The 23,276-nt window shown below is 73.5% G+C and carries 19 protein-coding genes; 10 read left to right on the top strand and 9 right to left on the bottom strand.

The annotated features are described in order from the left end of the window. The first annotated feature begins 2 nt into the window (after window positions 1–2). Window positions 3–872 carry an ABC transporter permease gene (locus AB852_RS15890; protein ID WP_073788587.1) on the top strand — a complete coding sequence of 290 codons (870 nt, stop codon included), beginning with the start codon at window positions 3–5 and terminating at the stop codon, window positions 870–872. 234 nt (window positions 873–1,106) lie between these two features. Here the strand turns inward: AB852_RS15890 and AB852_RS15895 are convergent, their stop codons facing one another. From AB852_RS15895 to AB852_RS15915, 5 genes are all read right to left on the bottom strand, one after another. Then, entirely contained in the window at window positions 1,107–1,439 is a 333-nt protein-coding gene (locus tag AB852_RS15895; RefSeq protein WP_073788589.1) for a hydroxyisourate hydrolase, read from the bottom strand. Window positions 1,440–1,596: 157 nt separating this feature from the next. Beyond that, window positions 1,597–4,641: an AfsR/SARP family transcriptional regulator gene (locus tag AB852_RS15900; RefSeq protein WP_079184640.1), complete on the bottom strand. Its 3,045-nt coding sequence runs from the start codon at window positions 4,639–4,641 to the stop codon at window positions 1,597–1,599. A 612-nt stretch (window positions 4,642–5,253) separates the two neighbouring features. Then, window positions 5,254–6,048, bottom strand: a complete 795-nt coding sequence (locus AB852_RS15905; protein WP_073788593.1) for a hypothetical protein — start codon at window positions 6,046–6,048, stop codon at window positions 5,254–5,256. Between the two features lie 85 nt (window positions 6,049–6,133). Continuing rightward, a complete protein-coding gene (locus AB852_RS15910; RefSeq protein WP_245876797.1) occupies window positions 6,134–7,096 on the bottom strand; it encodes a 3-oxoacyl-[acyl-carrier-protein] synthase III C-terminal domain-containing protein in 963 nt (320 codons plus the stop codon). A gap of 31 nt (window positions 7,097–7,127) precedes the next feature. Continuing rightward, window positions 7,128–7,385: an acyl carrier protein gene (locus AB852_RS15915; protein WP_073788595.1), complete on the bottom strand. Its 258-nt coding sequence runs from the start codon at window positions 7,383–7,385 to the stop codon at window positions 7,128–7,130. Between the two features lie 858 nt (window positions 7,386–8,243). Between AB852_RS15915 and AB852_RS15920 the strand changes: the two genes are divergently transcribed. From AB852_RS15920 to AB852_RS15930, 3 genes are all read left to right on the top strand, one after another. Further along, the gene (locus AB852_RS15920; protein ID WP_245876798.1) at window positions 8,244–10,049 is read left to right on the top strand and encodes a hypothetical protein; all 1,806 of its coding nucleotides are present in this window, start codon (window positions 8,244–8,246) and stop codon (window positions 10,047–10,049) included. Then, the gene (locus tag AB852_RS15925) at window positions 10,049–10,771 is read left to right on the top strand and encodes an HAD-IA family hydrolase (protein ID WP_073788597.1); all 723 of its coding nucleotides are present in this window, start codon (window positions 10,049–10,051) and stop codon (window positions 10,769–10,771) included. The genes AB852_RS15920 and AB852_RS15925 overlap by 1 nt, the downstream gene beginning before the upstream one ends. A gap of 131 nt (window positions 10,772–10,902) precedes the next feature. After that, the gene (locus tag AB852_RS15930; protein ID WP_073788598.1) at window positions 10,903–12,282 is read left to right on the top strand and encodes a condensation domain-containing protein; all 1,380 of its coding nucleotides are present in this window, start codon (window positions 10,903–10,905) and stop codon (window positions 12,280–12,282) included. 38 nt (window positions 12,283–12,320) lie between these two features. On the opposite strand, the gene AB852_RS15935 is transcribed toward AB852_RS15930, so the two are convergent. Both AB852_RS15935 and AB852_RS15940 read right to left on the bottom strand, forming a co-directional pair. Then, a complete protein-coding gene (locus AB852_RS15935; RefSeq protein WP_073788599.1) occupies window positions 12,321–13,154 on the bottom strand; it encodes a 4'-phosphopantetheinyl transferase family protein in 834 nt (277 codons plus the stop codon). 6 nt (window positions 13,155–13,160) lie between these two features. Beyond that, the gene (locus AB852_RS15940) at window positions 13,161–14,177 is read right to left on the bottom strand and encodes a helix-turn-helix transcriptional regulator (RefSeq protein ID WP_073788600.1); all 1,017 of its coding nucleotides are present in this window, start codon (window positions 14,175–14,177) and stop codon (window positions 13,161–13,163) included. Window positions 14,178–14,470: 293 nt separating this feature from the next. On the opposite strand from AB852_RS15940, the gene AB852_RS15945 reads away from it, so the two are divergent. The 5 genes from AB852_RS15945 to AB852_RS15965 are packed head-to-tail and all read left to right on the top strand — an operon-like array spanning window position 14,471 to window position 19,116. Beyond that, a complete protein-coding gene (locus AB852_RS15945) occupies window positions 14,471–14,731 on the top strand; it encodes a phosphopantetheine-binding protein (RefSeq protein ID WP_073788601.1) in 261 nt (86 codons plus the stop codon). Next, window positions 14,724–16,289, top strand: a complete 1,566-nt coding sequence (locus AB852_RS15950; protein WP_073788602.1) for an acyl-CoA ligase (AMP-forming), exosortase A system-associated — start codon at window positions 14,724–14,726, stop codon at window positions 16,287–16,289. Before AB852_RS15945 ends, AB852_RS15950 begins: the two co-directional genes overlap by 8 nt. Continuing rightward, window positions 16,286–17,506 carry a pyridoxal-dependent decarboxylase, exosortase A system-associated gene (locus tag AB852_RS15955; RefSeq protein ID WP_218623263.1) on the top strand — a complete coding sequence of 407 codons (1,221 nt, stop codon included), beginning with the start codon at window positions 16,286–16,288 and terminating at the stop codon, window positions 17,504–17,506. The genes AB852_RS15950 and AB852_RS15955 overlap by 4 nt, the downstream gene beginning before the upstream one ends. 31 nt (window positions 17,507–17,537) lie before the next feature. Further along, a complete protein-coding gene (locus AB852_RS15960) occupies window positions 17,538–18,371 on the top strand; it encodes an ABC transporter ATP-binding protein (protein WP_073788603.1) in 834 nt (277 codons plus the stop codon). After that, on the top strand, window positions 18,364–19,116 hold the full coding sequence (locus AB852_RS15965) for an ABC transporter permease (RefSeq protein WP_073788604.1): 753 nt from the start codon (window positions 18,364–18,366) through the stop codon (window positions 19,114–19,116). The genes AB852_RS15960 and AB852_RS15965 overlap by 8 nt, the downstream gene beginning before the upstream one ends. Window positions 19,117–19,199: 83 nt before the next feature. Here AB852_RS15965 and AB852_RS15970 read toward each other — a convergent pair whose 3' ends face one another. Both AB852_RS15970 and AB852_RS15975 read right to left on the bottom strand, forming a co-directional pair. Next, the gene (locus AB852_RS15970; RefSeq protein WP_073788605.1) at window positions 19,200–20,336 is read right to left on the bottom strand and encodes an acyl-CoA dehydrogenase family protein; all 1,137 of its coding nucleotides are present in this window, start codon (window positions 20,334–20,336) and stop codon (window positions 19,200–19,202) included. Further along, window positions 20,333–20,926, bottom strand: a complete 594-nt coding sequence (locus AB852_RS15975; protein ID WP_073788606.1) for an acyl-CoA dehydrogenase family protein — start codon at window positions 20,924–20,926, stop codon at window positions 20,333–20,335. Before AB852_RS15975 ends, AB852_RS15970 begins: the two co-directional genes overlap by 4 nt. Window positions 20,927–21,280: 354 nt before the next feature. On the opposite strand from AB852_RS15975, the gene AB852_RS15980 reads away from it, so the two are divergent. Next, window positions 21,281–23,143: a condensation domain-containing protein gene (locus AB852_RS15980; protein WP_073788607.1), complete on the top strand. Its 1,863-nt coding sequence runs from the start codon at window positions 21,281–21,283 to the stop codon at window positions 23,141–23,143. The last annotated feature ends 133 nt before the right edge of the window (window positions 23,144–23,276 follow it).

The following is a 23,276-nucleotide window of genomic DNA, read 5'->3' on the forward strand; positions in this document are numbered from 1 at the left end:
CGATGTCAGGTACGGAGGTCGCCCACGCCGGTGGGACACGGGTGGCACAGCCGCCGTCGCCGCCGGGCCCCCGCCGGCCCGGCCACCGGGATCTGCGGACGCTCAAGGTGATGTGGCAGCGCGAGATGATCCGCTTCCTGGGCAACCGGTTGCAGATCGGGATGGGGCTGCTGACACCGCTGATGTTCCTGCTGATCCTGGGCACCGGCCTGAACGAGGTGGGCGCGGGCGGCGGGAGCTATCAGGGATTCCTCTTCCCCGGTGTGCTGATGATGGCGTTGCAGGCGCCCGCGATCGCGGTCGGGGCGGCCATCGTGTGGGACCGTCAGACGGGGTTCCTGCGCCAGATGCTCGTCGCCCCGGTGCGCCGCGGGACGCTGCTCCTCGGCATCTGTCTGGGCGGCGCGACCACCGGTGCCGCGTATGCCGCGATGGTGCTCGCCACGGCCGGGATCGTGGGCATCCCCTACCGTGCCGGGATGCTGCTCGTGCTGCTCGAACTGGCGCTGATCTCCTTCGCCTTCACAGCGATGGGGGTTTTGGCGGCGGTGTGCATCACACGGCCGCAGACGTTCCAGATCGCGGTGAGCCTGGCGATGATGCCGATGCTCTTCCTGTCCGGCGCGATGTTCCCGGCCAGCGGACTGCCCGGCTGGCTGGGCACCGCGGTGCTGCTCAATCCGCTGACCTACGGTGTCGACGCCGTACGCCGCACCCTCCCCGGGGACGGGGTCGTCGACTACGGCGGCCGGGCCGCGGGGCCCGAGCTGTGGGGCTGGGCCCCGCCGGTCGCGCTGGAGGTCGGTCTGATCGCGGTACTGGCCCTGCTGGCGGTCGCGGTGGCGGGTCGCCGTTTCACCCGCGCGGCGTGACCGGACGGCGCGCCGCGCGCCGTCCTTCGAGGGCCGTGGTGACGGCCTGCCGGTCGATCTTCCCGTTGGCGTTCAGGGGAAGTTCCTCCACCACGGAGGTGACGCGCGGGACCATGTACGCCGGGAGCCGGGAGCCGGGAGTCGCGCTTCGAGCGCCGTCCCGTGCTCGTCCCTCCTGGCCGGTCGGCTGCCGGTGTCCCGTCGGGGGCACCCGGCGGGCGGGATACGCGCGGGTCAGCCGGCTCCGCAGACCACGTATCCGTGGGGGGTGAGCACGACCGAGAGTTCCTGGCGGTCGTGGGGCTCGCCGCCCGACAGCTCCACCGTGATGTGGCTGTAGAAGGGCCTCAGTCCGAGCGTGGCGAAGTACCGGTCGGTCTCCAGCGTCAGCCGGGAGAAGCCGTCGATCTCCCCCGGGCTCACCGCGCACCCGGACCGTCCGTCCTCGCCCGTGATGCCCTTCCAGATCCGCCGCCAGCCGTCCAGACCGAACTGTTCGAGCCGGACCGACAGACCGTCGGCGGGCTGTCCGTTGGTCCCGTCCATGACGGACACCACAAGCTTCACGCCGCGTCGCCCTCTTCCTTGGGGTCGTGTGTCACCGCGTGGTGCCGTCCGCACCGGGCACACACCGTCCCCCCTCGCGCTACCAGGTCGCTACCGCTCACCTTTCACCGTGGCCGGCGCGGCTCGCGGGCGCAGCGCGGATCACCCTTCACGGCGGTCAGCGCCTGGCTCCCGGGCGCGTCGCGGAGGTCTCCAGCCGTGGCGCCGACGGGCCGTGCCCCCAGAGGGACCAACTCGGCGCCGGGGCTTCGGCCGACTCGGCGTCGATGTCCTTGAGCACCCGTATCGCCCGGTCCCGCCAGCCCGCCGCGTCGATCCGCTGGAAGATCTCCAGGGCGGCGGCCGTGTGTTCCCGGGCCAGGACGTAGCGCCGTTGTTCGGCGGTCACCTCGCCCAGGGTGAGCCGGATCCGGCCGGCGGTGAATCGTTCGTTGACGCGGTCCGCGATGGCGACGGCGCGTTCCAGCATCTCCAGGGCCGCGGTGTGCGCGCCCTGTCTGTGCCGCGCGGTGGCCAGGCCCCGCAGGGCGTGGGCCTCGCCCACCTGGTCACCGGCGGCGCGGATGCTCTCCATGCCCTCGGTGAAGGCGCGTTCGGCGGCTGCCAGGTCGCCGGTCTCCAGATGTGCCTCGCCCAGGCGGCAGAGCGTCTGCGCGCGGATGCGGTGGCCGCCGGAGTGCTGGAGGAGCGCGAGCGCGGTCTCCAGGGTGCGCTTGGCCTCCGTGACGAGGCCGCGGTCCAGCTGGATCTGCGCCATGCTGCCCAGGATGTGGGCCTCGGTTGTCGGGTCGCCCGCCTGGTCGAGCTTGGCGAGCGCCTCCTCGTAGCCGTCCATCGCCTCGTCGCGGCGGCCCCGCACCTGGTCGATGAAGGCGAGGTTGCGGATGGCGAGCGCCTGGCCGTGCCGGTCGCCGACCTCGCGGAACAGCTTGCGGGCCGCGCCCAGCCGGCTGCCGGCCTCGTCGAGGCGGTACTCGAACATATGCAGGGAGCCGAGTGAGTACAACATCGCGGCCTGGCCGCGGCGGTTGTCGTTGTGCCGGGTGACGGCCAGCGCGACCTCGTGTGTGGTGCGCCAGTCGTCGAAGTAGTTGTAGTTCTCGAACATCGTGACCAGCGTCAGGGCGAGGTCCCAGCACAGTTCGTCGTGACCCGCCGCGGCGGCCTGCCGTACGGCGGTGATCAGGCTGGTGCGTTCCTCCTCGAACCAGACCATCGGGTCGGCCACCTCGCGGTCGACCACCCATCGGTCCAGGGCGCGGCGCGGTGCGGTGCCGTGAAGGGCGTGGTCGCCCTGGTACACCCGGCGCTGGGCCTCCTCCAGGAGGTACAGCCAGGTGCTGAGCACCCTGCTGAGCACGGCCGCGCGCTGCGGTGTGCTCTCCTTCTCGGCCAGGCATTCCTGGGAGTAGACACGGACCAGGCTGTGCAGCCGGTAGCGGGCGCGGCAGCCGTCGACCAGCTCGACGTCGACGAGCTGCGCGTCGACCAGGCGTTCCAGGGTGTCCTCGGCCGTCGCCACGTCCGTTCCCAGCAGCGGCGCCGCCACCCAGGAGGAGAACTCCGTGGCTTCGAGGACGGACAGTCTTCGGAAGAGGCACTGGGCGTCGACCGGCAGTTCCTGGTAGGCGACGGCGAGGCTGGCGCGGACGTCGACCCCGCCGTGGGTCAGTTCGTTGAGCCGTTCGTGCTCGTTGTGCAGCCGGGCGACCATCTGGCCGAGGGGCCAGTGCGGGCGGGCGGCCATCCGGGCGGCGGCGATACGCAGTGCCAGGGCGAGGCCGTCGCAGAGGTCGATCAGCGCCAGGGCGCTGGGGATGTCGACCTGGACCCGTTCGGCGCCGATGATCCGGGAGAGCATCTGCAAGGCCTGTTCGGTGGTGAAGACGTCCATCTGGACGGAGTGGGTGCCTTCCAGGCCGGTCAGCCGGGACCGGCTGGTGAGCAGGACGGGGCAGTGGGGGGAGCCGGGCAGCAGCCAGCGCACCTGTGCCTCGTCGATCGCGTCGTCGAGCAGGATCAGGACGCGCCGGTCGGCGATGTGGTCGCGGAAGAGTTCGGCGCGTTCCTCGACGGTCGCCGGAATGGCGGCCCCGGGCACTCCGAGGCTGCGCAGGAACCGTTCCAGGATCTGTCCCGGTGCCACCGGCCGGCCGGACGGGCCCCGGAGTTTCGCGAACAGCTGTCCGTCGGGATAGCGGTCGGCCAGCAGATGGCCGAGGTGCACCGCGAGGGTGGTCTTGCCGACCCCGCCCTTGCCGGTGACGGCGATGATCCGCAGGCCGCACGAGTCGGCGGGGTCGGTCTCCAGGGCGTGACTGAGCTGGTCGACCAGTGCGTCGCGGCCGGTGAAGTCCGCGATGGCTCCCGGGAGCAGCCGGGGCACCCGGGGCGCCTCGGCGGCCGGAGCGTCCGGCGCGGGTGCCGGGGGCGCGGCGGGGGACGGCCGCGGGCTGTCCAGGGCACCGGACAGGATCTCCTCCTGCACCCGGCGCAGTTCCTCGCCCGGTTCGATGCCGAGTTCGTCGATCAGGACCTGGCGCCCGCCGCGGTAGGCCTCCAGAGCCTCGGCCTGCCGGCCGGAGCGGTACAGCGCGACCATGAGCTGGGCCCGCAGATGTTCGCGCAGCGGGTTCTGCATGACCAGTTCGATCAGCTGCTCGATGAGCTGCTGATGCAGGCCGAGTGCCATCTGGGCGTCCACCCACTGGTCCACGACGGTCAGCCGCTGTTCGTTGAGCCGGGCCACGGGCGCTTGCAGCGCGGTGCGCGCGGCGCCGCTGTCGACATGGATGTCCCCGCGCCACAGGGCCAGGGCCTCGGCGAAGACGGAGACGGCCTCCGCGTGGCGGCCGGACTCGGCAGCGGCGCGGCCGGCCAGCGCGAGGCGGTCGAAGACATGGAGATCGAGATCGTCGTCCGCGACCTCGGCGACATAGCCCCAGGGGCGGGTGTGGATCACATCCGTGAGCCCTGCTTTCGCCAGATTGGCCCGGACCATGGACACACAGATATGGATCTGGCCGCGTGCCGTGGACGGCGGGGAGTCGCCCCACACCGCGTCCACGAGCCGTTCGGCCGTGACCACCCGGTTCGCCTCCATCAACAGCAGGGCCAGCAGCACGCGCTGGCGCTCGGCGGTGATGGGGACGGAGCGGTCGGGACCGGTGACTTCCAGCGGTCCGAGCATGCGAAAGCGCATCCCTACTCCCCCGTACACACAGAAACGGCAGCCGGATCTCTCTGCTCGGCCATTGCTCTGGTGGAACGCCCGCTGATCAGCGATGCGAAAGCTAGCAAGCGCTCCGACGAATCGTCTAGACCAAGCCTCTCCCGTGGCGCGAAGGTGTCGCTCGCCGGGCAACCGACCGAGTATCGGACCGATTTGTCCGCTGATCTCTGGCTGGATTCAGCGGTTGCGCGCGGGTGGCCGACGGCGCGTCGGGCGCGCTCGGCGGCGCCGGGTCCGTGTCATGCCCGGTGCCGGGCCGACGGATACGGAACGCGGTCGTCCGGCGCCGGGCGTCGGCCGGTGACCCGGGTGACCGGACCTCCGGACCCGGGTGGGCACGGGTGGACGAGCGGGGCGCACCCGTGCCCGTTCCTCCGGGCCGTGCCCGTGCCTCCGGAGTCCCGTCACCGGACGTACGGGCGGGCTGGGCAAGCGCGTTCGGCCATGGCCAGGGTCATATGACGGTGCCTGCCGCGCTCCTCCCCGAGGGCCGGTGGTCCTCCCGGCGGCACGGCGGCCGCAGGTCGGGGCGCACCGGGGCCCGGGCCCTTCGTCCCGCCGGGGTGCCGTTCCCGGCGGTGCTCACCGGCCTTCGCCGAGGGCGCTCGCGGTACGGCGCAGCAGGACCCAGGAACGCTGTTCCTCCGCACCGCAGCGCACCAGGATCCGGTCATCCGGGCGCAGTTCGTCATGGTGAAGGGCATGATGCAGTTCCGGCCAGCCGCCGCAGGCTCCCGGGCCGTGGAAGCTTCGGTCCGCCGCGGGCGGGGGGCGTCCCTCTCCCTGGTCGAGGACGTGCAGGGGGCCGTCGCCGTCGCCGAAGCGCAGCGCCACGGCGGTCAGCCGCGGGGGCAGGGTCCCGGCGAGGGCGAACAATGGCTGGTCGACGACCAGGGCCGTCGCCCCGGAGCGGGCGTCCGCCCACCAGGAGACCAGGCCCACCACGGCGGTGCCGCCCAGATCTCCGAGATGGGTGAGGCCCAGGTCCTCCGTGACGGGCCACCGGCTCTCATGGACGAGCCGGGGCAGGGCCGCGCTGAGCATGTCCCGGTCGGCCGATGCCTGCACCAGGACGAAGGGCTGCGGACCCGGCGGCGGGCCCAGCCGGCTCAGGGCCGTCCTCGCGATGTCCTCGCCGTCCGGCGGTGCGGTGAGCATGCGCAGTTCGGACGGCGGCGCTCCGCTGTATTGCGCCACGGAGGCCAGGTACGCGGCGAGCAGGCCGTCGCCCTCGTCCTCCCGCGCCGTGTCCCAGCCGCCGAACAGTCCGGCCATGTCCTCGGTGTCCCGTGACCGCCGGGGGTCGTGGTACCGCGGGTCCTCCTCCGTGGCGACGGCGAGGGCGACCACGGACAGCAGGGGGGCTCCGGTGCTCACAGGGCGCCTCCGGCTCGCGTGGTCGTATGCCGCGGGGTGCCCACGGCGACGCGGACGCGGTGCGCGTCCTGCCGTCCTCGTCGTGTCATGGCGCGTCGTCCGTCACCTCGACGACGGCCGCCTGGAAGTAGGCGCCCATGCCCTGCGCGGCCAGTACGCACCGCTGGCCCGGCCGGAGTCGGCCGGTGCGGTCGGCGTGGTCGAGCGCGGTCAGCGCGTCCACTCCGAAGAGGTGGCCCTGATCGGGCAGCAGATCCAGGCAGATCCGCTCCATCGGGATGCCCAGCGCTCCGCCGACCGCGCGCCAGACGAAGGCGTTGGACATGTGCGGCATGATCCAGTCCACCTCGTCGCGGCGCAGTCCCGTCCGTTCCAGGGCGGCGTCCACCACGCCCGCCATGCCCTCGACACAGGCGGCGCCGAACGCCCGGCTCTCCTCCGGTGTCATCCGCAGATTGCGGTGGAACCGGTCGTCGCGGGCCGCCGCCCCGCCCAGATAGCGGTACCGGCCACGGTGGTTCGTCCCCTCGCGGCCCATGACGAAGGCCGCCGCGGCGTCCCCGCAGACCGCGACCCCCGGGATGACGCGGGACATGTCCCCCATGCTTCCCTGGTCGCCGCCGAGCACGAGCACGGTGTCCTCGGGAGCGGCGGACGGACGGCTCAGGAAGCGGTCGGCGAGGTCGGCGCCGCGCAGCACCGACGCGCAGTTGATCCGGGAGATCCCGTACACGGGGACCCCGGGCAGGGCGAGCCGGTCGCGGATCTCCGACACGAACTCGTCGTGATGCCCGAACGGCTGCACCAGCAGGGTGTGGCCGTAGAGCACCAGGGCGGCCCGCTGGCCGGCGAGGGCTTCCCGTCCGGCGTCCAGCAGTTGCTCCAGCAGGCTCTCCCCCGCGGCGAGCACCGGGCTGGTGCGCAGCCCGTAGATCCGGGTGAACAGCCGTCGTTCGGCCCGGGGCCGGTCGTACCGTGCCAGGATCTCGTCGACCCCGTCCCGCCCGTCGGGCACCCGTACCGCCACCCGGGACATGGTGATCGTCACGGTCCGTCCCCCGTCCGCGGCGCGCGGCCGCTCACGCCGCCTTCCGCAACTGGCCCACCACGTAGTCGGACAGGCTCCCGAACGACCGGAACACCTCCGCGTCGAGCTCGTCCGGGTCGATCTCCAGACCGATCGTGTCCTCCAGGGTCAGCAGCAGCTCCAGGACGCTCATCGAGTCCAGGGAGAGATCCTCGAACAGCCGGCTGTCGGCGTTCAGCCCCACGACCTCCCGCTGGAGAACCGCCTCCAGCGATGCCTTGATGTGCTCGGCGACCTCTTGCTGCTCCATGGCACGTCCTCCGCGAGGTGGGGCTGGCTGATGGGACCACAAGCGCTGTACGCGGGGAGCCGTCCGGTGTGCGCCACGGACGCGCCCCCGTCAGGGCCGCGGAGAGCACCTCTCGTTCCGAGGCTAGCGGGCCGGGAGCGGGCTGCTCCCGCCGCGCGGTTGGCAGCTACTTCCGGTCCATTCGATGTCATCCCGGGGTGTGCCGCCGCCGGTGGTGACCGGGTTCATGACGGCGGTGCACCGGGGCCGTTGTCATCGAGTGCGGGGGAAGAAGTGGTCCACGGGGCGGCGGACCGGGCGGCGGTGAAGTTCCTTGACACGGTCGGCATGGATTCGCGAGCCTTCATCGACCGGCCGACGGGCGGCTCCGCACGCTTCAGGGCCCGGGACCGAACGGCCTCCGGACGGCTTCGGGACGGCCCGGGAGGATCGGTCCTCCTGTTTCGTCCCGGGGCTTCATGGGAGCGACGGACGTTCCGGTGCGAAGGCGGGTCCGGCGACCGGGAGTGACCGGGTCCCACCCTTCCAGGGCCGTCGCCCGGCCACGGTGTCCGTCCCGCCCCGTCCGTGAGTCCACCGCGCAGAAGGAGTCCCCGTGTCGGCCCGAAGCCCCGTGCACCGCAGCGGAACATCCTCCGCACCGACGGTGCTCCGCCGTGCCCCCGTCCCCGTGCCCGGGGCGGGACCCGTCGCGTCCCCGGGGGTCGCGGCGAACAGGGCGGTCCACCGCGGGCCGCGGTCCGGCCCGAAGGGGTCGAAGTCGTCGTGACCCTCTCGCGGACCGGGACCGGCGTCGAGGACCGCGGTGGCCGTGCGGCGGACGCTGCGGGTGATCGCCTCCGGATCAGTGTGGCGGTGATGCACCACCCGCTTCGCGGGCGGTCGTTGACCGATCTGGTGGCGTCGTGCCGGCCGCTGGACGCGCGGGTCGTCATGGACCCCGACCCCACCGGGCCGCCCAGTCCGTTGCGGACGGCCAAACTGGCCTGGGCGTCGGTCGACCCGGGCGCCACCCATCATCTGGTGCTCCAGGACGACGTCACCCTGTGCCCCGGATTCGCCGAACAGCTCACCGCGGCCGTCGCCCAGCGGCCCGACCACGCCCTGGCGCTCTACACGAACTGGAACAGCCCCCACAACTCCTATCTGGTGCGCTGCGCGGCCGTCGCCGGGCAGTCCTGGGCCCCGCTGGGGCACCACGAGTGGGTACCGACCCTTGGCCTCGTCCTGCCGGCCGGGGCCGCCCGCGAGCTCGCCGCTCATCTGGGGCGATTCCCCGACGACTTCCGCGACGACGACGAGCTGGTGGTGGGCTTCTGCGCCCAGAAGGGGTATCCGGTGACCGCGTCGGTGCCGCATCTGCTGGAGCACGGCGGCGGGCCCAGCCTCGCCGGGAACGACGCGCACGGCCCGCGCCACGCCACGGTCCCGGTGGGAACCGCCACGCCGCCCGTCGAGCACTGGCAGCGGCCCGGACCGCGTGTGTTCCCCCCGCGCTCGGGCACGGTCGGACGGCCCTACGCGGTCGAACTCCAGGACTCGCGGTGCGCGGTACGGCTCCTGAGGCCCGGGGCCCGGGAGCCGCTGGAGCACCCCTTCGGCTGGGACTGGACCGACTGGGCCGGCTGGACCGGTGCGGACCCCGCCCGGGTCCGGGCCGATCTCCACAGCCTGGAGGAGCGGCGCGACCAGGACGCGGTGACGTCGCTGTCCCGGCCCGCGCGGACGGAACTGGGCGCCGCCGCCTGGCTGCTCGGCCACGATGTGTCACGCACCGCGTGGGACCGCCCGCCCGGCCCGGTGCGGCTACGGGACCGTGACGAGGCGTTGCGCTCCTGGATCCGTTCGGGGCTCGCGCCGCTGGACGCGGCCGAGCTGGGGCCCGGGGAGCTGGAGGGGACGGTGGAGTGGGCGCGCCGCGCGCTGGAACTGGGCCGGCGTGCCGGGAACGAGGCCGGTCGCCCGGGGCGGAGCGCGGACGGGTCCACCGCCCTGTCCCCGGCGGCCGGGCCGGACGCGGGGGTGCGCGAGGCCGTGTCGGAGATGGCGGTCAGGGAGGCGGCGATCCTGTCCGGAGCGGCGCCCCGGCCGCCCGCCACCTGGGCGCTCGTCCATCCCTGCCCCTGGTGCGGGGCCGCCCCCGGGGCGAACCTCCCGGAGCTGGCGGCGCGTCACTCGGGCGGCGGCGCGCTGTCGTACCTGGCCGCGTCGGACGCCCCTGACCCCACCGCGCTGCCCGGCGCGGACAGCGGCGCCGTGCTGGAACTGCTGAGCTGTGAACGCCCCACCGTACGCGGTCTGCTGGCGCTGGCGCACGGGGTCCGCGCGCACGGGCCCACCTGGTTCCGCACCCGTAGTACGGCGCTCCTCGGGCTGCTGTCCACCCCCGGGGCGGACCCGTCCGCGCCGGTTGCCGACGACCCGGCGCGGTGGGTGGCCCTGCTGCCCCGCCTGGCACGGGCGGAGGCCGACTGGTGGGACTCCCCCGGCACCGATCGGCGCCCCGGGAAGGGGATCCTTCCGGTGTCCTTCACCTCGGCCGCCGGGGTGCGCAGCGGCGCGCCCAGCAGGTTCCTGACCGCCCACGCGGCCTCCCCGGCCCTGGACGCGCTCGCCCAGGAGTACCGCCGCATCCGCTTCGACGCCGTGAGAGGGAGACTGTGATGCCCCGACCTCCGGACCTCGCCGGGGGGTTCGCACCGCGGACACCCGAGCGGGCGGGCGCCGCCGGACCGTGGTCGGTCCGCGCGTTCCTGTTCGACCTGGACGGCACGCTCGTCTCGTCGCTGGCGGCGATCGAGCGTCATACGGTGCGCTGGGCCCGGCGGGTGGGCGCCCGGCCGGACGAGGTGCTGGCCCGGTCGCACGGGCGCAGGGACACGGAGTTCATCCCCCTGGTCGCCCCCTGGGCAGACGCGGAGGAGGAGTTCCGCTGGCTGCACCGGCTGTCCGTCGAGGACACCGAGGGCATCGCACCCCTGCCCGGGGTGCGCGGACTCCTCGCCGCGCTGGACGCGGACCGCTGGGCGATCGTCACCTCGGCGGCCCGTGAGGTCGCGCTGAGCCGGCTGGCGGCGGCCGGTCTGCCCCGCCCGGTCCATCTGGTGTGCGCGGAGGACGTGGAGCGGGGGAAGCCGGACCCGGAGGGCTTCCTGCGCGGTGCCGCGCTGCTCGGTGTGCCGCCCGGTTCCTGTCTCGCGGTCGAGGATTCCGCGGCGGGCGTGGCCGCCGCGCGGGCCGCGGGGGCGCGGGTGCTGGGGGTCGGCGAGGCCGCGCGGCCCCCCGACCGCGGCGCGCACCTGGCCGATGTGGTGGTGCGGCCCGGACCCGACGGCGCGCTCCGGGTGTCCACGGCCCGCAGCGGCACCCGGTCCGTGGCCCGCTGACCGGCCCTGTCGCCGTACGGCCCGTGCGCGGCCCGTACGGCGACGATCCCCGTACGGCCCGTTCGTGGGGCTCCCCGGCACCTCGGTGCGGGGAAGATCCCGGCAGATCCCAGCGGAAACGGAGTACTCCGATGTCTTCCGTCGTCACGCACCAGCCCAGGGAACGGCGGGTGACGGTCCCCTTCACGGGGCCCGTCGGCGGTCGTGGCCCAGCGACCTGGGGGCAGACCGCCATCAGACGCGCGCTGCGCGCCCTGGAGCCCGACGACCATCAGTTCAACGTCGACTGGGGCGGCCTGGTCGAGCCCGGACTCACGGTCGAGGCGGCGCTGGAAGCGGTCCGCGGGCTGATGTACGTCCATGACTCGTTGCGCACCCTGATGCACGAGACCCCCGAGGGGACCTATACGCAGGAGCTCCGCACCGAGGGCGAACTGGAGGTCGGGCTGATCGCGGCGGACGGGACGGACACCCTGGCCGTCGCGGAGGCGCTGCACCGCAGGCTGTGCGGGCAGCGTTTCGACCCCGCCCGGGACTGGCCCTTCCGTGTGGGCCTGGTCACCCGGGGAGGTCTGGTCCGGTACGCGGTGATGACCCTGTCGCACACGGCGGTGGACGGTTGGGCGCTGCCCCGGCTCCGGGCCGATATGACGAGCCTGGTGGCCGGGGCCGATCCCGGGAAGCTGCGCGCGGGACGCGCGATGTGCGGCCCGCTGGACGAGGCGGCGTTCCAGCGCGGCCGGGCCGCGCTGCGGCGTGACGAGTCGGCCCGTTCCTTCATCCTCGGCAATCTCGCCCGGACACCGGCCCATCTCTACGGCGCGCCCGCCGCGGCCTCGGCGCGGGGGCCGCGCTACCGGTCCGCGGTGCTGCGCTGTCCCGGGCTCGACGGCGCGGTGGCCGCCACCGCGTCGCGGCTCGGGACGACCTCCTCGACGGTGCTGCTCGCGGCGGCGTGCTCGGCGGCGGCGCGTTCGGCGGACCGGTCCGACTTCGCGTTCCAGGTCATGGTGAGCAACCGTTTCGTGCCCGGTCTCGCGGATGTGGTGGCGCCGGTGGCGCTGGAGGGCGTGCTGTACCTGCCCGACTGCCGCGGCCCGATCGAGGCGCTGACGCCCCGGGTCTGGAAGGCGTCGGTCAACACGTACCGCTTCGCGTACTACGACAAGGACCGGCTCACCGAACAGCTCCGGGGCGCCCCGGCCGCGGACACCACCTGCTGGTACAACGACCGGCGCGGTGAGGCGGCCCGGGTGGCCGGGCCCGCCGCGGACGACGGCGAACCGGGTCCGGGGGGCGGCGCGGACGCCCCGGGTGTCCCGGCGCCCGAGGGGTCGCTGACGTGGAGCGTTCCCTCGGACCGGCAGGGCGGTGTGACGCTCGCGCTCCATGTGATCGACGCGCCGGGCGCGCTGGACCTCTCCCTCACCGCGGACACCACGCTGCTGGCGCCCGACACCATGGAGGAGTTGCTGCGGTCGATGGAACGGTCGGCCAGGGGCGGCCGGTAGCGGCCGGACCAGACGGACGCGAACGGCCTGTCATGAGGTCACCAGGAGAGGTCCGCCACCTGGGCCAGGGGGATGACGGTGATCTCCGGCCGGGCCCGGGTGGTGGCGAGCGCCGCCGCGTATCCGTGCTCCAGGGACAGGTCCGCGAGGTGGATGGGCCGGGTCGGCCAGTTGACCGGCGGGGTCCCGATCCGGGCGGTCCGGCCGTCCACCGACAGTTCACGGAAGGGGACATGGAGCAGTCCGTGGCCGGTCAGTTTGAGCGTCGCCTCCTTGCGGGCCCACAGCCGCAGCAGCGCGCGGCGCAGGGTGTCCCCGCCGGTCGCGGGAAGGTGCCGCCGTTCGGAGTCCGAGGCGAGCAGCCGGGTCATCCCGCCGGTCTCGATGGTGCGGTCACCGGCCTCCACGTCGACCCCGACCCGGGTGTCGGTCGACGCCGCCAGTACGACGAGTCCGGCGGTGTGGGAGACGGAGAAGTCGAGCTCCGGCGCGGCCGGGAACCACGGTTTGCCGTGCCCGTCGTCACGGCAGTGGAAGCAGGTGCGGCTGATGTCGGTGTGCTCGGCGGGCGTGCCCAGGTAGCGGGCCCCCAGGGTCCGCTGGAGCGCGCGGGAGGTGACGTACGTCGGCCGGACCCGTCGCATGGCGGGCTCCCGCGCCCGTGCCAGCTCGGACGGGGACAGCCGGCGTTCGGCGGCCGGGTGGGCGGTGTCCGCGTCCAGCACCCATATCCGCACCACGGCCCGGGACCGTCGCGCGGCGGGGCCGTCCGGGGTCGCGTCCCCGGGGCCGACCGGGGTCGCGGTGTCCTCGGGGCGGGGGGCGTGTCCGTCGCCCCGGGCCGCCGCGCCGGAGGGTCGGCCGTCTTCCATGGCGGGTCAGCCCTCCTCGATGGTCAGCCGGCGGGCGGCGCGGGCACCGGCCTGGAAGCGGCTGGTGGAGTCCAGCGTGCGCAGCAGGGCGGCGATATGGCGGCGGCAGGTGCGGACGGACATACCGAGTTTACGGGCGACGACCTCGTCGGTGTGGCCCTGGGCCATGAGCCTCGCGATGTCCTGCTGGAGGTCGTCGGTCACCTCGGCGTAGCCGGGTCCGCCGGGGACGAAGGGTGCCGCGCCGTCCCACAGCTGGTCCAGGAGTTCGCCGAGGAAGCGGACCACGTTGTCCTCGTGGACCCGCCAGGCGACGGGGTCGCCGTCCTCCGTCTCGCCGAACACGAGGGCCAGTCCCCGGTCGAACACCACAGCGGTCTGCGACAGCCGGGTCACCGTGCGCAGCTCGACACCGGCCTCGATCTGGCGGGCGGCCCTGGCCCGCGAGGCGAAGTCGGCCCGGCTGCGGTGTGCGCACAGCGCGCGGACGACGACCCCGCGGCGGGTCAGTGGGGCGCAGCCCTCCAGGAAGTCGTCCAGCGGGTCGCCGTCCTGGTGCGGGGAGCGCAGCACCAGGACCTCCCGTCGGCAGGTCTCGGCCAGGTGCCCCAGCAGTCCGCGGATCTCCGCGGGCCCGAAGAGCTGGTCGATGGAGCCGACGGGCAGCTGGGCGGTCCGCGGCAGCGGTGGGGCCATGTGGTCGAGCCGGTCGCGCAGCTGGTCGATGAAGTCCCGCCGGGCGTAGATCTCCCGCTCGATGGGCGAGATGAGCAGTGCCGAGGCGCGGCGGGGATCGACGGGCACCAGCCGTCCGCCGCCCGCCGGGTCGGCCCTGAGCAGACCCAGTTCGACCATGGACGCGGCGGCGGCTCCCGCGTCCCGTACATCCATGCCGAGGTCGTCCGCCGCCGACTGGACGGAGTCCAGGCCCCCTTGCCGCACGGTGTGGCAGTAGACACCGATCACCTGCTCGTCCCGTACCGATGGCGGACCGAACCGCGTGTGCACACTCGCCGACGTCACCGTGGTCTCCCCTCTTCCCGCGGCTACGGCCCGTCCGTTGACGCACCGCGCGGGCTCGGGGCCATACTGCGCGGACCGGCCATCGCCGCCCTGTCGTGTGCCCCGCCGCTCCGACCCAGCGAAAGCCCACGGAATGGCCAGGAAACGGACACTTCCTGTGTTCCGTGCGCGATAGAGCGGCGGTAGAACGCCGAAAGAGCGGAGCTCTACCTTTCCTCAGTGCGGTGGTGGGCGGGAGTCCCGTCCGCCGCCCCGCCCCCGGTCGGAACCGATCTCTCCCAGAGGTGACATCCATGCCCGCGTCAGTAGTGATACCTCGGCGGTTCCAGGACATCGTCAGGGCGTACCTTCCGTACGCCGGGGCCGGTGAGCTCGACGCGTCGCAGGAACTGGCGGCGCTGGGCCTCGACTCCATGGGTGTGGTGCAGCTGCTGGCCGCCCTGGAGGAGGGCTACGGTCTGGAGTTCCCCGACGACGCCCTCGACCAGGAGACCTTCTCCACGGTCGGTTCCCTGTGGCGGATGGTGTCCGAGGTCCAGCACGGCGATGAGTGAGGCCGCCGGCGCCACCCTGGTGACGAGCGTCGACGGGCTGGCCCTGCGGGGCGCTCCCGACCGGCCCGCCGTCACGTTCCAGGACACCACGATCGACTACGCCGAGCTGCGCCGCCGGGTGTCGCAGGCCGCGGCCGGACTGAGCGGCCTGGGCGTGCGGCACGGCGACCGCGTCGCCGTCTACATGGAGAAGCGGATCGAGACCGTCGTCGCCATGCTCGCGGTCTTCGCGGCAGGTGCGGTCCTCGTCCCGGTGAACCCCGTCTGCAAGGCCCCCCAGATCGGGCATATCGTCGACGACTGCGCCGCGAGCACCGTGATCACCACGGCCGAGCGGTACGGCATCGTACGGGCGGGGCTCGCCGGTTCGTCGACGGTCGGGCATGTCGTCCTCGTCGGCGGGGCGCCCGGCACGGACGACGGGCCGTGGCGGAACGTCGAGTGGGAGGCGCTGAGCGCCCCGGACGGGGGTGAGCCGCTGCCACCGGTCATCGACACCGGCCTCGCGGCCATCCTGTACACCTCCGGCAGCACCGGCTCCCCCAAGGGCGTCGTCCTCAGCCACCGCAATCTGCTCGCCGGGGCGGAGAGCGTGGCCACCTACCTCGGGCACACGCCGGACGATGTGATCCTCGCCGCGCTGCCCCTCAGCTTCGACGCCGGCTTCAGCCAGCTCACCACCGCGCTGCACGCGGGCGCCCATGTGGTGCTGACGAACTATCTGCTGCCCGTGGAGCTGGTGCGGCTGTGCGCCCGGCACGGCGTCACCGGGATCACCGGCATCCCGCCGCTGTGGATGCAGCTGACCGGCTGCCGGTGGCCGAGCGAGGCGACCGCGCGGCTGCGGTACTACACCAACACGGGCGGGCGCCTGCCGCGGTCCACCCTGGCCAGGCTGCGTGAGCTGTTCCCCGCCGCCCGCCCCTACCTCATGTACGGACTGACCGAGGCGTTCCGGGCCACGTACCTCGACCCGGCCGAGGCGGACCGGCGGCCCGACTCGATCGGCAAGGCGGTTCCCAACGCCGAGGTGTCCGTGGTCCGTCCGGACGGTACCCCGTGCGAGCCCTTCGAGCACGGGGAGATCGTCCAGCGGGGGGCGCTGGTGGCGCAGGGCTACTGGAACGACCCCGAGCGCACCGCGGAGCGGTTCCGTCCGGCGCCCGGCGCCACCGGTGCCGCGCGTACGGAGCTGGCGGTGTGGTCCGGGGACCGCGCCTATCGCGACGAGGCGGGCTTCCTGTACTTCGTCGGACGGGACGACGACATGATCAAGACCTCCGGCTACCGGGTGAGCCCGACCGAGATCGAGGAGGCGGCCTACGCCACCGGGCTGGTCGGCGCCGCGATCGCCTTCGGCGTCCCGGACGAACGGCTGGGCCAGCACACCGTCCTGGCCGTCACCGGTGACACCACGGAATCCGCGCTGCGTACCGCCATGGAGGCACGTGTGCCGCGTTACATGCTGCCCCGGCGTGTGGTGTTCCTGGAACGGTTCCCGATGTCGCCCAACGGCAAGTTCGACCGCGTCGAGACCCGCCGGATGGCGACCGCGTGAGCGCCCGTGGCACGGGCCCCGGGCTGTTCGAGCGGCAGGACGGCGCACTGGCGGTCGGCGGGGTCCCCCTCGACCGGCTCGCCGCCCGCGTCGGCGGCACGCCGTTCTTCGCCTACGACCGCAGGCTCGTCACCGAACGGGTGGCCGAGGTGCGCAAGGCGCTGCCCGCGGACATCTCGCTGAAGTACGCGGTGAAGGCGAACCCGATGCCGGCGCTGCTGGCCCATATGAGCGCGCTGGTCGACGGGTTCGACGTGGCGTCCGCGCGGGAGATGCGCCACGCGCTCGACACCACCGTCCCGCCGCACCGGATGAGCTTCGCGGGGCCGGGGAAGACGGACGCCGAACTGTCGGCGGCGGTGGCCTCGGGGGTCACCGTCGAGCTGGAGTCGGCGCGTGAACTGGCCCGTATCCGGCGTGCCGGCGAGGAACTCGGCATCCGGCCACGGGTGGCCCTGCGCGTCAACCCGCCGTTCGCGGCGCACGGTTCCGGGATGCGGATGGGCGGCGGGCCGCAGCAGTTCGGCGTCGACGCCGAACGCGTCCCCGAACTGCTGCGTGACATGGGCGACCTGGACTTCCAGGGCTTCCATGTCTTCGCCGGCTCGCAGAACCTGCGGGCCGACCGGGTGTGCGAGACCCAGCGGCTGACGGTCGAGTTGCTGCTGGACCTCGCGGAGTCGGCCCCCGGTCCCGTGCGCTACCTCAATCTCGGCGGCGGTTTCGGCATCCCCTACTTCGGCCGCGACCGGCCCCTGGACCTGGCACGGGTCGGGGAGAACCTGGAGACGCTGCTGGCGGAGCGGTTGCGTCCGCGGCTGCCGCAGGCGCGCGTCCACATCGAACTCGGCCGCTATCTGGTCGGCGAGGCCGGTGTCTACGTCACCCGGGTCGTGGACCGCAAGGAATCCCGCGGCACGACGTACCTCGTGGTCGACGGCGGTATGCACCATCAGCTCGCCGCCTCCGGCAACCTCGGCCAGTTCATCCGGCGCAACTACCCTGTCACCACGGCCCGTCCGGATGATCCGGCCGTCGGCACGGCGACCGTCGTCGGCTGTCTGTGCACACCCCTGGACCTGCTCGGCGACGCGGTGGAACTGCCGCACGCGGACGTCGGCGATCTGATCGTGGTGTACCAGGCGGGTGCCTACGGGCTGACCGCCAGCCCGACGGCGTTCCTCGGTCACCCGGCACCGGCCGAAGTACTCGTGTGATGCCGACCGTTCCCCCGCTGGAGAGTCCCTGGTGTTAGAAGCGACCGCACTCACCAAGCGCTACGGCGACGTAGCCGCCCTCAATGGTTTCACCCTGTCCGTGGCGGCCGGCGAGATCGTCGGACTCGTCGGCCACAACGGCGCCGGGAAGTCCACGTTCGTCGAGATCGTCTCCGGGCTGATCCGGCCCGACGGGGGCCGGGTCACCATCGGGGGCAAGGACCCGGTGCGCGCGCGGGCCACCGTCGGGGTCTCCCCGCAGAGCATCGCGCTGTACCGGTCCACCACGGTGCACGAGCACCTGCGGCTCTTCGGGGGTCTCGCGGGGCTGCGCCGCGGCGCGCTGCGGCGGGAGATCGATCTGCTGGTGTCCGCGCTGCAACTGGAGCCGTTCCGCGACCGGCCCGTGGGGGTGCTCTCCGGCGGCCAGCAGCGGCGCGCCCAGGCGGCGGTGGCGCTGATCCACCGGCCGCGGCTGCTGCTGATGGACGAACCCACCGCGGGCGCCGACCCGGAGACCCGCCAAGCCCTGCTCGACGTCGTCAAGGAGCGGGCCGGCGAGGGCACCGCGGTGATCTACACCACCCACTACCTGCCCGAACTGACGGAGCTCGACGCGACCCTCGCGGTGGCCCGGGACGGCCGGATCATCGCCCGGGGTACCAGCGCGGAACTGCTCGACGGGCTGCCCGGCGAGGTGCGGGTCACCTTCGAGGACGAGGAGGAGGTCCGCGTGCCGACGACCGATCCGACCGCCGCGCTGGTCGATCTGCTCAGCCGGGCCGACCGCCCGGTGGCGGGCGTCGAGGTGCACCACCCCACCCTTGACGACCTCTACAGATCGCTGGCGGTGGTCCGTGTCTGATGTGTTGCTGCGCAGCGGCGTCCTGATCCGGCACAACTTCGTCCTGCGGCTGCGCGACCCCGGCCAGATGCTCAGCTACATCCTGGTGCCGATGGTCCTCATGCTGGTGTTCAAACCGCTGTACGTGAAGGCGCTGGACGGCAGCACCCTGCAAGCGGTCACCGGCCCCCTGGTGATGTTCTCCGTCTTCGCCCTCGCCATCGTCGGCAACTCGATCATGCTGGAGCGCGAGTGGCGTACCTGGGACCGGCTGCGGGTGACCCCGGCGACCCAGACCGAGCTGCTGATCGGCAAGCTGGTGCCGATCTTCGTCGTCCTGGTGTTCCAGCAACTCGTCCTGCTGCTGTACGGCTCCTTCATCATCGGCCTGCCGGTACCCGGCCCGCCCGGGTACATCGCGCTGGCCGTCATGGTCTGGGGATTCACCCTTCTCGCCATCGGCTCGGCGCTCGCCACCGTGGTCCGCAGCCGCGGTGATCTGCTCCTGGCGACCGATCTGGGTTCCATCGTCGTCAGCTCGCTGGGCGGAGCCGTCGCACCGGTCGCCCTGATGCCCCCGTGGGCCGCCTCCGTCGCGCACTACTCCCCCGGGTACTGGGGGCTGACCATGATCCAGTCGGCGATCAGCGGCGACGGCGGTGAGACGCTGCGCGCGGCGGCCGTCTGCCTCGCCATCGGCGCCGTGTTCGGTGTGTTCGCCGTGTACCGGCTGTCGCGCGGATGGGGCCGCAGCCAGCTGCTCTGAGACCCCGTGGACCGATGTGACCCCGCCCGGGACGTGACGCGCACGTCCCGGGCGGGGTCACGGGGTCCTGCGCCCGGCGGGGATCAGGTCGCCGCCGGGCGGGGGACGCCGGTGGGTGCGATGTGCAGCCGCAGGATGTTGCTCGTACCGTCCATGAACTCGAAGGCGTGCACGTCACGGCACCACTTCTCCAGCAGCGGGTGCTCCAGCAGCGAGCCGGGGCCCAGCGCGTGCTCGACCCGTTCCACGACCTCGGTGGCGAGACGGGTGGCGTGCAGCTTGGCGACGGACGGCGGGCGCCGGTCGTCGGGCGCGTGGTCGATCCCGGCGGCGACGTCGTGGAGCAGGGCGCGGGCCCCGTCCAGCCGTGCGCGGAGCAGTTCACCGCCGGGCCATCCGGGGCGCCGCGCGCGGACGAGGTCGTGGGCGGCGTAGCCGACACCGAGTGCCTGCGCGGCGATCTGGACCCGCATCACGTTGAAGGCGCGGCTCGCCCCCCACAGCCCCCGGCGTGACGCGGGCAGATGGGCGCCGAGGACCGTCCCCGGGGTGACGGGCACCTCGTCGAAGGCCATCGCGCCGATGCAGGCGCCGCGCAGGCCCGACATTTCGAGGAGGCCGCCGGTGAGTCCGGGGGCGGGGCGGCGCAGGAGCACGGCCCTGATGGGCAAGGGGCCCGGCCCTGTGCGGGCGAACACCACACCGATCGTGCCCCTGGTGGCGTTCGCGACGTACCGCTTCGCGCCGTTGAGCCGGTGTCCGCCGTCGGGGTCGCGGTCGAGCCGGGTCTCCAGGGCGGTCGCGTCGCTGCCGTGCCTCTCCTCGGTCATACCGAAGAAGGACCAGGTGCGGCCGTCGGCGAGCGCGCGGTAGAAGAGGTCGCGCTGCTCGTCGCTGCCGAGGGCGTCCACGGCGAGTCCCGCCAGGGAGGGGCCGGTGTTGGCGCTGAGTATCCCGGCGTCGCCGCGGGCCAGTTCGAGGTTGGCCACGACGCGGGCCAGACAGCTGGACGCGTAGGCGCCCGCGTGCGGCGGCACGTCCTGGGTACGGAAGGGCTCCGGGGTGCTGGCGGCGCGCAGCAGGGCGAGGGTCGGTGAGTCCAGATGCGGGGCCATGTCGAGGGGATCGGCGTCCACGGCCGCCGCGCGGGCCCGCAGATCGGGCGCGATCTCACGGCACAGGTCCCGCAACCCGCGCAGGGAGGAGTCGAGTTCGATCACGACATACCGTCCCTGGCGATCCAGCAGTTGGCCGTCAGCCGGGAGACATGGGCGGCGCGCGCGGGACTGCCGGCCAGGAATCCGCTCGCGCCGAGGAGCTTGGCCGCCTCCCGGTCGTGGACGGTGAGCCGGTCGTGCACATCGGTGACGGCCACCGGTAGGTGTCCGGCCACTTCGAGGCAGCGGCGCAGGGCCTCGGCGGCGGTGACGAGGTCGGCGAGCACACCCGCCACGAGCTGTTTGCGGATCATCGGTTCGCCGCCGGACGTCCGGCCGGAGAGATGGTGGACGGCCAGGTCGGTCAGCCGCCGGGTGACCCCGATCCGGACCGCGCCGAGGCGGGCGCCGAACGCGGTGAGCTCCGGCCCGGGCGCAGGGCGGGTGCCGTCGCGTCTGACGAACGCGATGCCTTCGAGGTCCGCCATGCGATGGCGGATCACGGACGCGCCCGGGGCGAGCGCGGCGGTGGGGAGTGCGGCCACCCGGCCCGGTGGGGCCGGGCCGTCGGTCCCGGCGAGTGCCACCGCGAGTCCGGCGGCCAGTCCGTTCTCGTAGGCGGCTTCTTCGCACTCCGCGATGGCGTCCAGCATCGATTCCTCCGTGGCGGTCGGGAAGAGACGGTCGGCTGCCGGCTCTTTCCCCGCCCGGTCGGCTCCTCGCCGCTCGACACGAAGCCGGGAGGTGCGGCGGGCACACCTGGACGGAGCGCACCGGGAACTCCGGTTCCCGGAGCTTTGGTTCCTGGCGCACGCGGAACTCGCCACCGGCACCCTCCGACTGAGAATCCTGATTCGGCCACCGGGCGTCAAGGCGGTTCGGCAGGAAGATCGGAAACGTCCGGTGGCAGCATTTCACCGTCCGCAAGGCGCCATCGCCGGGCACTGCCGCGGCTTCGCGAGCCGCGCGACCATCGATCCGCGTACATCTACGGGTGGGAGGTGCGGATGACCGCGTCGAAGAGCGCGAACCTCTGCTGGGGGCAGCGGTACCACTGGCTGCGGTACCAGCAGGTGCCCGCCGGCTCGCGGCACGAGGCGCACATCACCGACACCTTCCGGCTGCCCGCCGGTACCACGCTCGCCCAGGTACGGTCCGTGCTCGGCTATCTCGTGCGCAGGCACGAGGTGCTGCGCACCGTGTACGACGCGCGGGCACATCCCTGGCCGCGGCAGCGCGTCCAGCCGCCGGCCCCCGTCACCGTCCACGAGGTGAGCGGTGAGCCCGACGGGACCCCGTCGCCCGCCGAGTTCACCGGGGCGCTGACCGCGGCCCCGTTCGACCTGGCCGCCGAGTGGCCCATGCGCGCCTGTGTCGTCACCCGCGGCGGGGTGCCCGACCGGCTCCATCTCGTCTTCAACCATGTGGCCTTCGACGATGTCGCGCTCGACGCGCTCCGCCGGGAGTTCGAGGCCGTGCTGACGGGCGTCCTGGACGGGCGGCCCGCCGTGCTGCCGCCCGTCCGGGACCAGCCCGCCGATCTGGCCGCCCGTGAGGCGGCCACTTCGGACCAGGCGGTCGAGGAGGCCCTCGGTCACTGGCGTGACGAGGCCGCGCGGCTGCCCGCCGACATGTACGCGCGCCGCCGCCGCGCGCCCGCGGTGGCCGGTGCGGCGCACAGTGCCTCGTTCACCTCGCCCGACCTGCTCGCGACCGTGGCGGGCCTCGCCGAACGGCACCGTGTCTGGCCCGCCGCGGTGCATCTCGCCGCGTACGCGGTGACCATGGCCGCCCACACCGGCGAGGACCTGGTGTCGCACCGGATGTACACCAGTCTGCGTGAGGACGGCGGCCGGGCGGCCCTGATGACCTGCCAGTCGAGTCCCGCGCTGGTGGCCATGGACCTCTCGGACGACCCGCCGTTCAGCGAGGTGCTGCGGCGGGCGGCGGCCAGGGTCGAGCAGGCGCTGGCGCACGCGCGTGTCCCGTACGACGGGATCGTCGAACTCCTCTCCCGTGAGTCCACCCGGCGCGGCCAGCGCGTCCAGGTCGCCTCCGAGCTCAACTTCCTCGACCACAAGCCCCGTTCGTGCGGGGTGCGGCGCGACAGGTTCACCCCGAACCCGGAGCCCGCGCACTGGGCGCGCTCCGGCTCCGACACCTACTTCCGCGTCTACGAGTGGCAGGACGGGATCACCCTGGTCCTCCAGGCCATGGACGCCGTCATGGACGCCGACGCGGTGGAGCGGTTCCTGCGCGGCTACGCGGCGCTCCTCGACGCCCACCGCGACCCCGGAGCGGATCTGCGGGCCGGTGAGGCCGCGCGGCGGATGGGGTTCGCACCGGCCCCCGAACGTCCCCTGACCCGGATCGGCCCGGACGCGGTGGATCTCGCGGAGACCCGGCGGGTGCTCCTCGGGCACCCGGCGGTCGCCTCCGTCACGGTGACCGCGGACCCGCGCGGGCTCACCGCCGAGGTGCTGGCCGCGGCGGATGTCACACCCGCCGCGCTGCGCGTCCATGTGCTCGGCGCCCTGCACGACCACCCCGCGGCACGCTGCCCCGGCCTGTTCCGCGTCACCGTCACCGGATCCGGGGCCCCGGAGGTGGAGGGCGACGGACGGACGGGCCCGGCCGTGTCCCCGGCCACCGACGCCGAACACGCGCTGACGGCGGTCGTCGCCGAGGTCAACGGCCTTGACGGGGTGGACCTGTCGGAGAGCTACACCGGGGCGGGCGGCCGGGCGCTGCGGACACCGCGGGTGGCCGCCGAGCTGCGGGCGCGCGGCTGGGAGGGCGTGTCGCCCGGCGATCTCACCGGCGTACGGCCACTGCTGACGCTGGCCCGGGCGATGGTGCGGTCCCCGTGAGCCGCGCCCGGGGCGCCGCCCGGGACACCGGTGCGGCCCGAGAGACCGGTGCCGTCCGGGACACCGGTGCCGTCCGGGACACCGGTGCCGTCCGGGACACACCGGTCGTGCCCGGGTGCCGTCCAGAAGGTGC

It is taken from the genome of Streptomyces uncialis, assembly GCF_001905345.1.
GTDB lineage: Bacteria > Actinomycetota > Actinomycetes > Streptomycetales > Streptomycetaceae > Streptomyces > Streptomyces uncialis.

Bases quoted from the DNA above. Each gene is read 5' to 3' on its own strand.
- AB852_RS15890 (WP_073788587.1), top strand. From the start codon at position 3: ATGTCAGGTACGGAGGTCGCCCACGCCGGTGGGACACGGGTGGCACAG.
- AB852_RS15900 (WP_079184640.1), bottom strand. From the start codon at position 4,641: ATGCGCTTTCGCATGCTCGGACCGCTGGAAGTCACCGGTCCCGACCGC.
- AB852_RS15915 (WP_073788595.1), bottom strand. From the start codon at position 7,385: ATGGAGCAGCAAGAGGTCGCCGAGCACATCAAGGCATCGCTGGAGGCG.
- AB852_RS15920 (WP_245876798.1), top strand. From the start codon at position 8,244: ATGCACCACCCGCTTCGCGGGCGGTCGTTGACCGATCTGGTGGCGTCG.
- AB852_RS15925 (WP_073788597.1), top strand. From the start codon at position 10,049: ATGCCCCGACCTCCGGACCTCGCCGGGGGGTTCGCACCGCGGACACCC.
- AB852_RS15930 (WP_073788598.1), top strand. From the start codon at position 10,903: ATGTCTTCCGTCGTCACGCACCAGCCCAGGGAACGGCGGGTGACGGTC.
- AB852_RS15935 (WP_073788599.1), bottom strand. From the start codon at position 13,154: ATGGAAGACGGCCGACCCTCCGGCGCGGCGGCCCGGGGCGACGGACAC.
- AB852_RS15945 (WP_073788601.1), top strand. From the start codon at position 14,471: ATGCCCGCGTCAGTAGTGATACCTCGGCGGTTCCAGGACATCGTCAGG.
- AB852_RS15950 (WP_073788602.1), top strand. From the start codon at position 14,724: ATGAGTGAGGCCGCCGGCGCCACCCTGGTGACGAGCGTCGACGGGCTG.
- AB852_RS15975 (WP_073788606.1), bottom strand. From the start codon at position 20,926: ATGCTGGACGCCATCGCGGAGTGCGAAGAAGCCGCCTACGAGAACGGA.
- AB852_RS15980 (WP_073788607.1), top strand. From the start codon at position 21,281: ATGACCGCGTCGAAGAGCGCGAACCTCTGCTGGGGGCAGCGGTACCAC.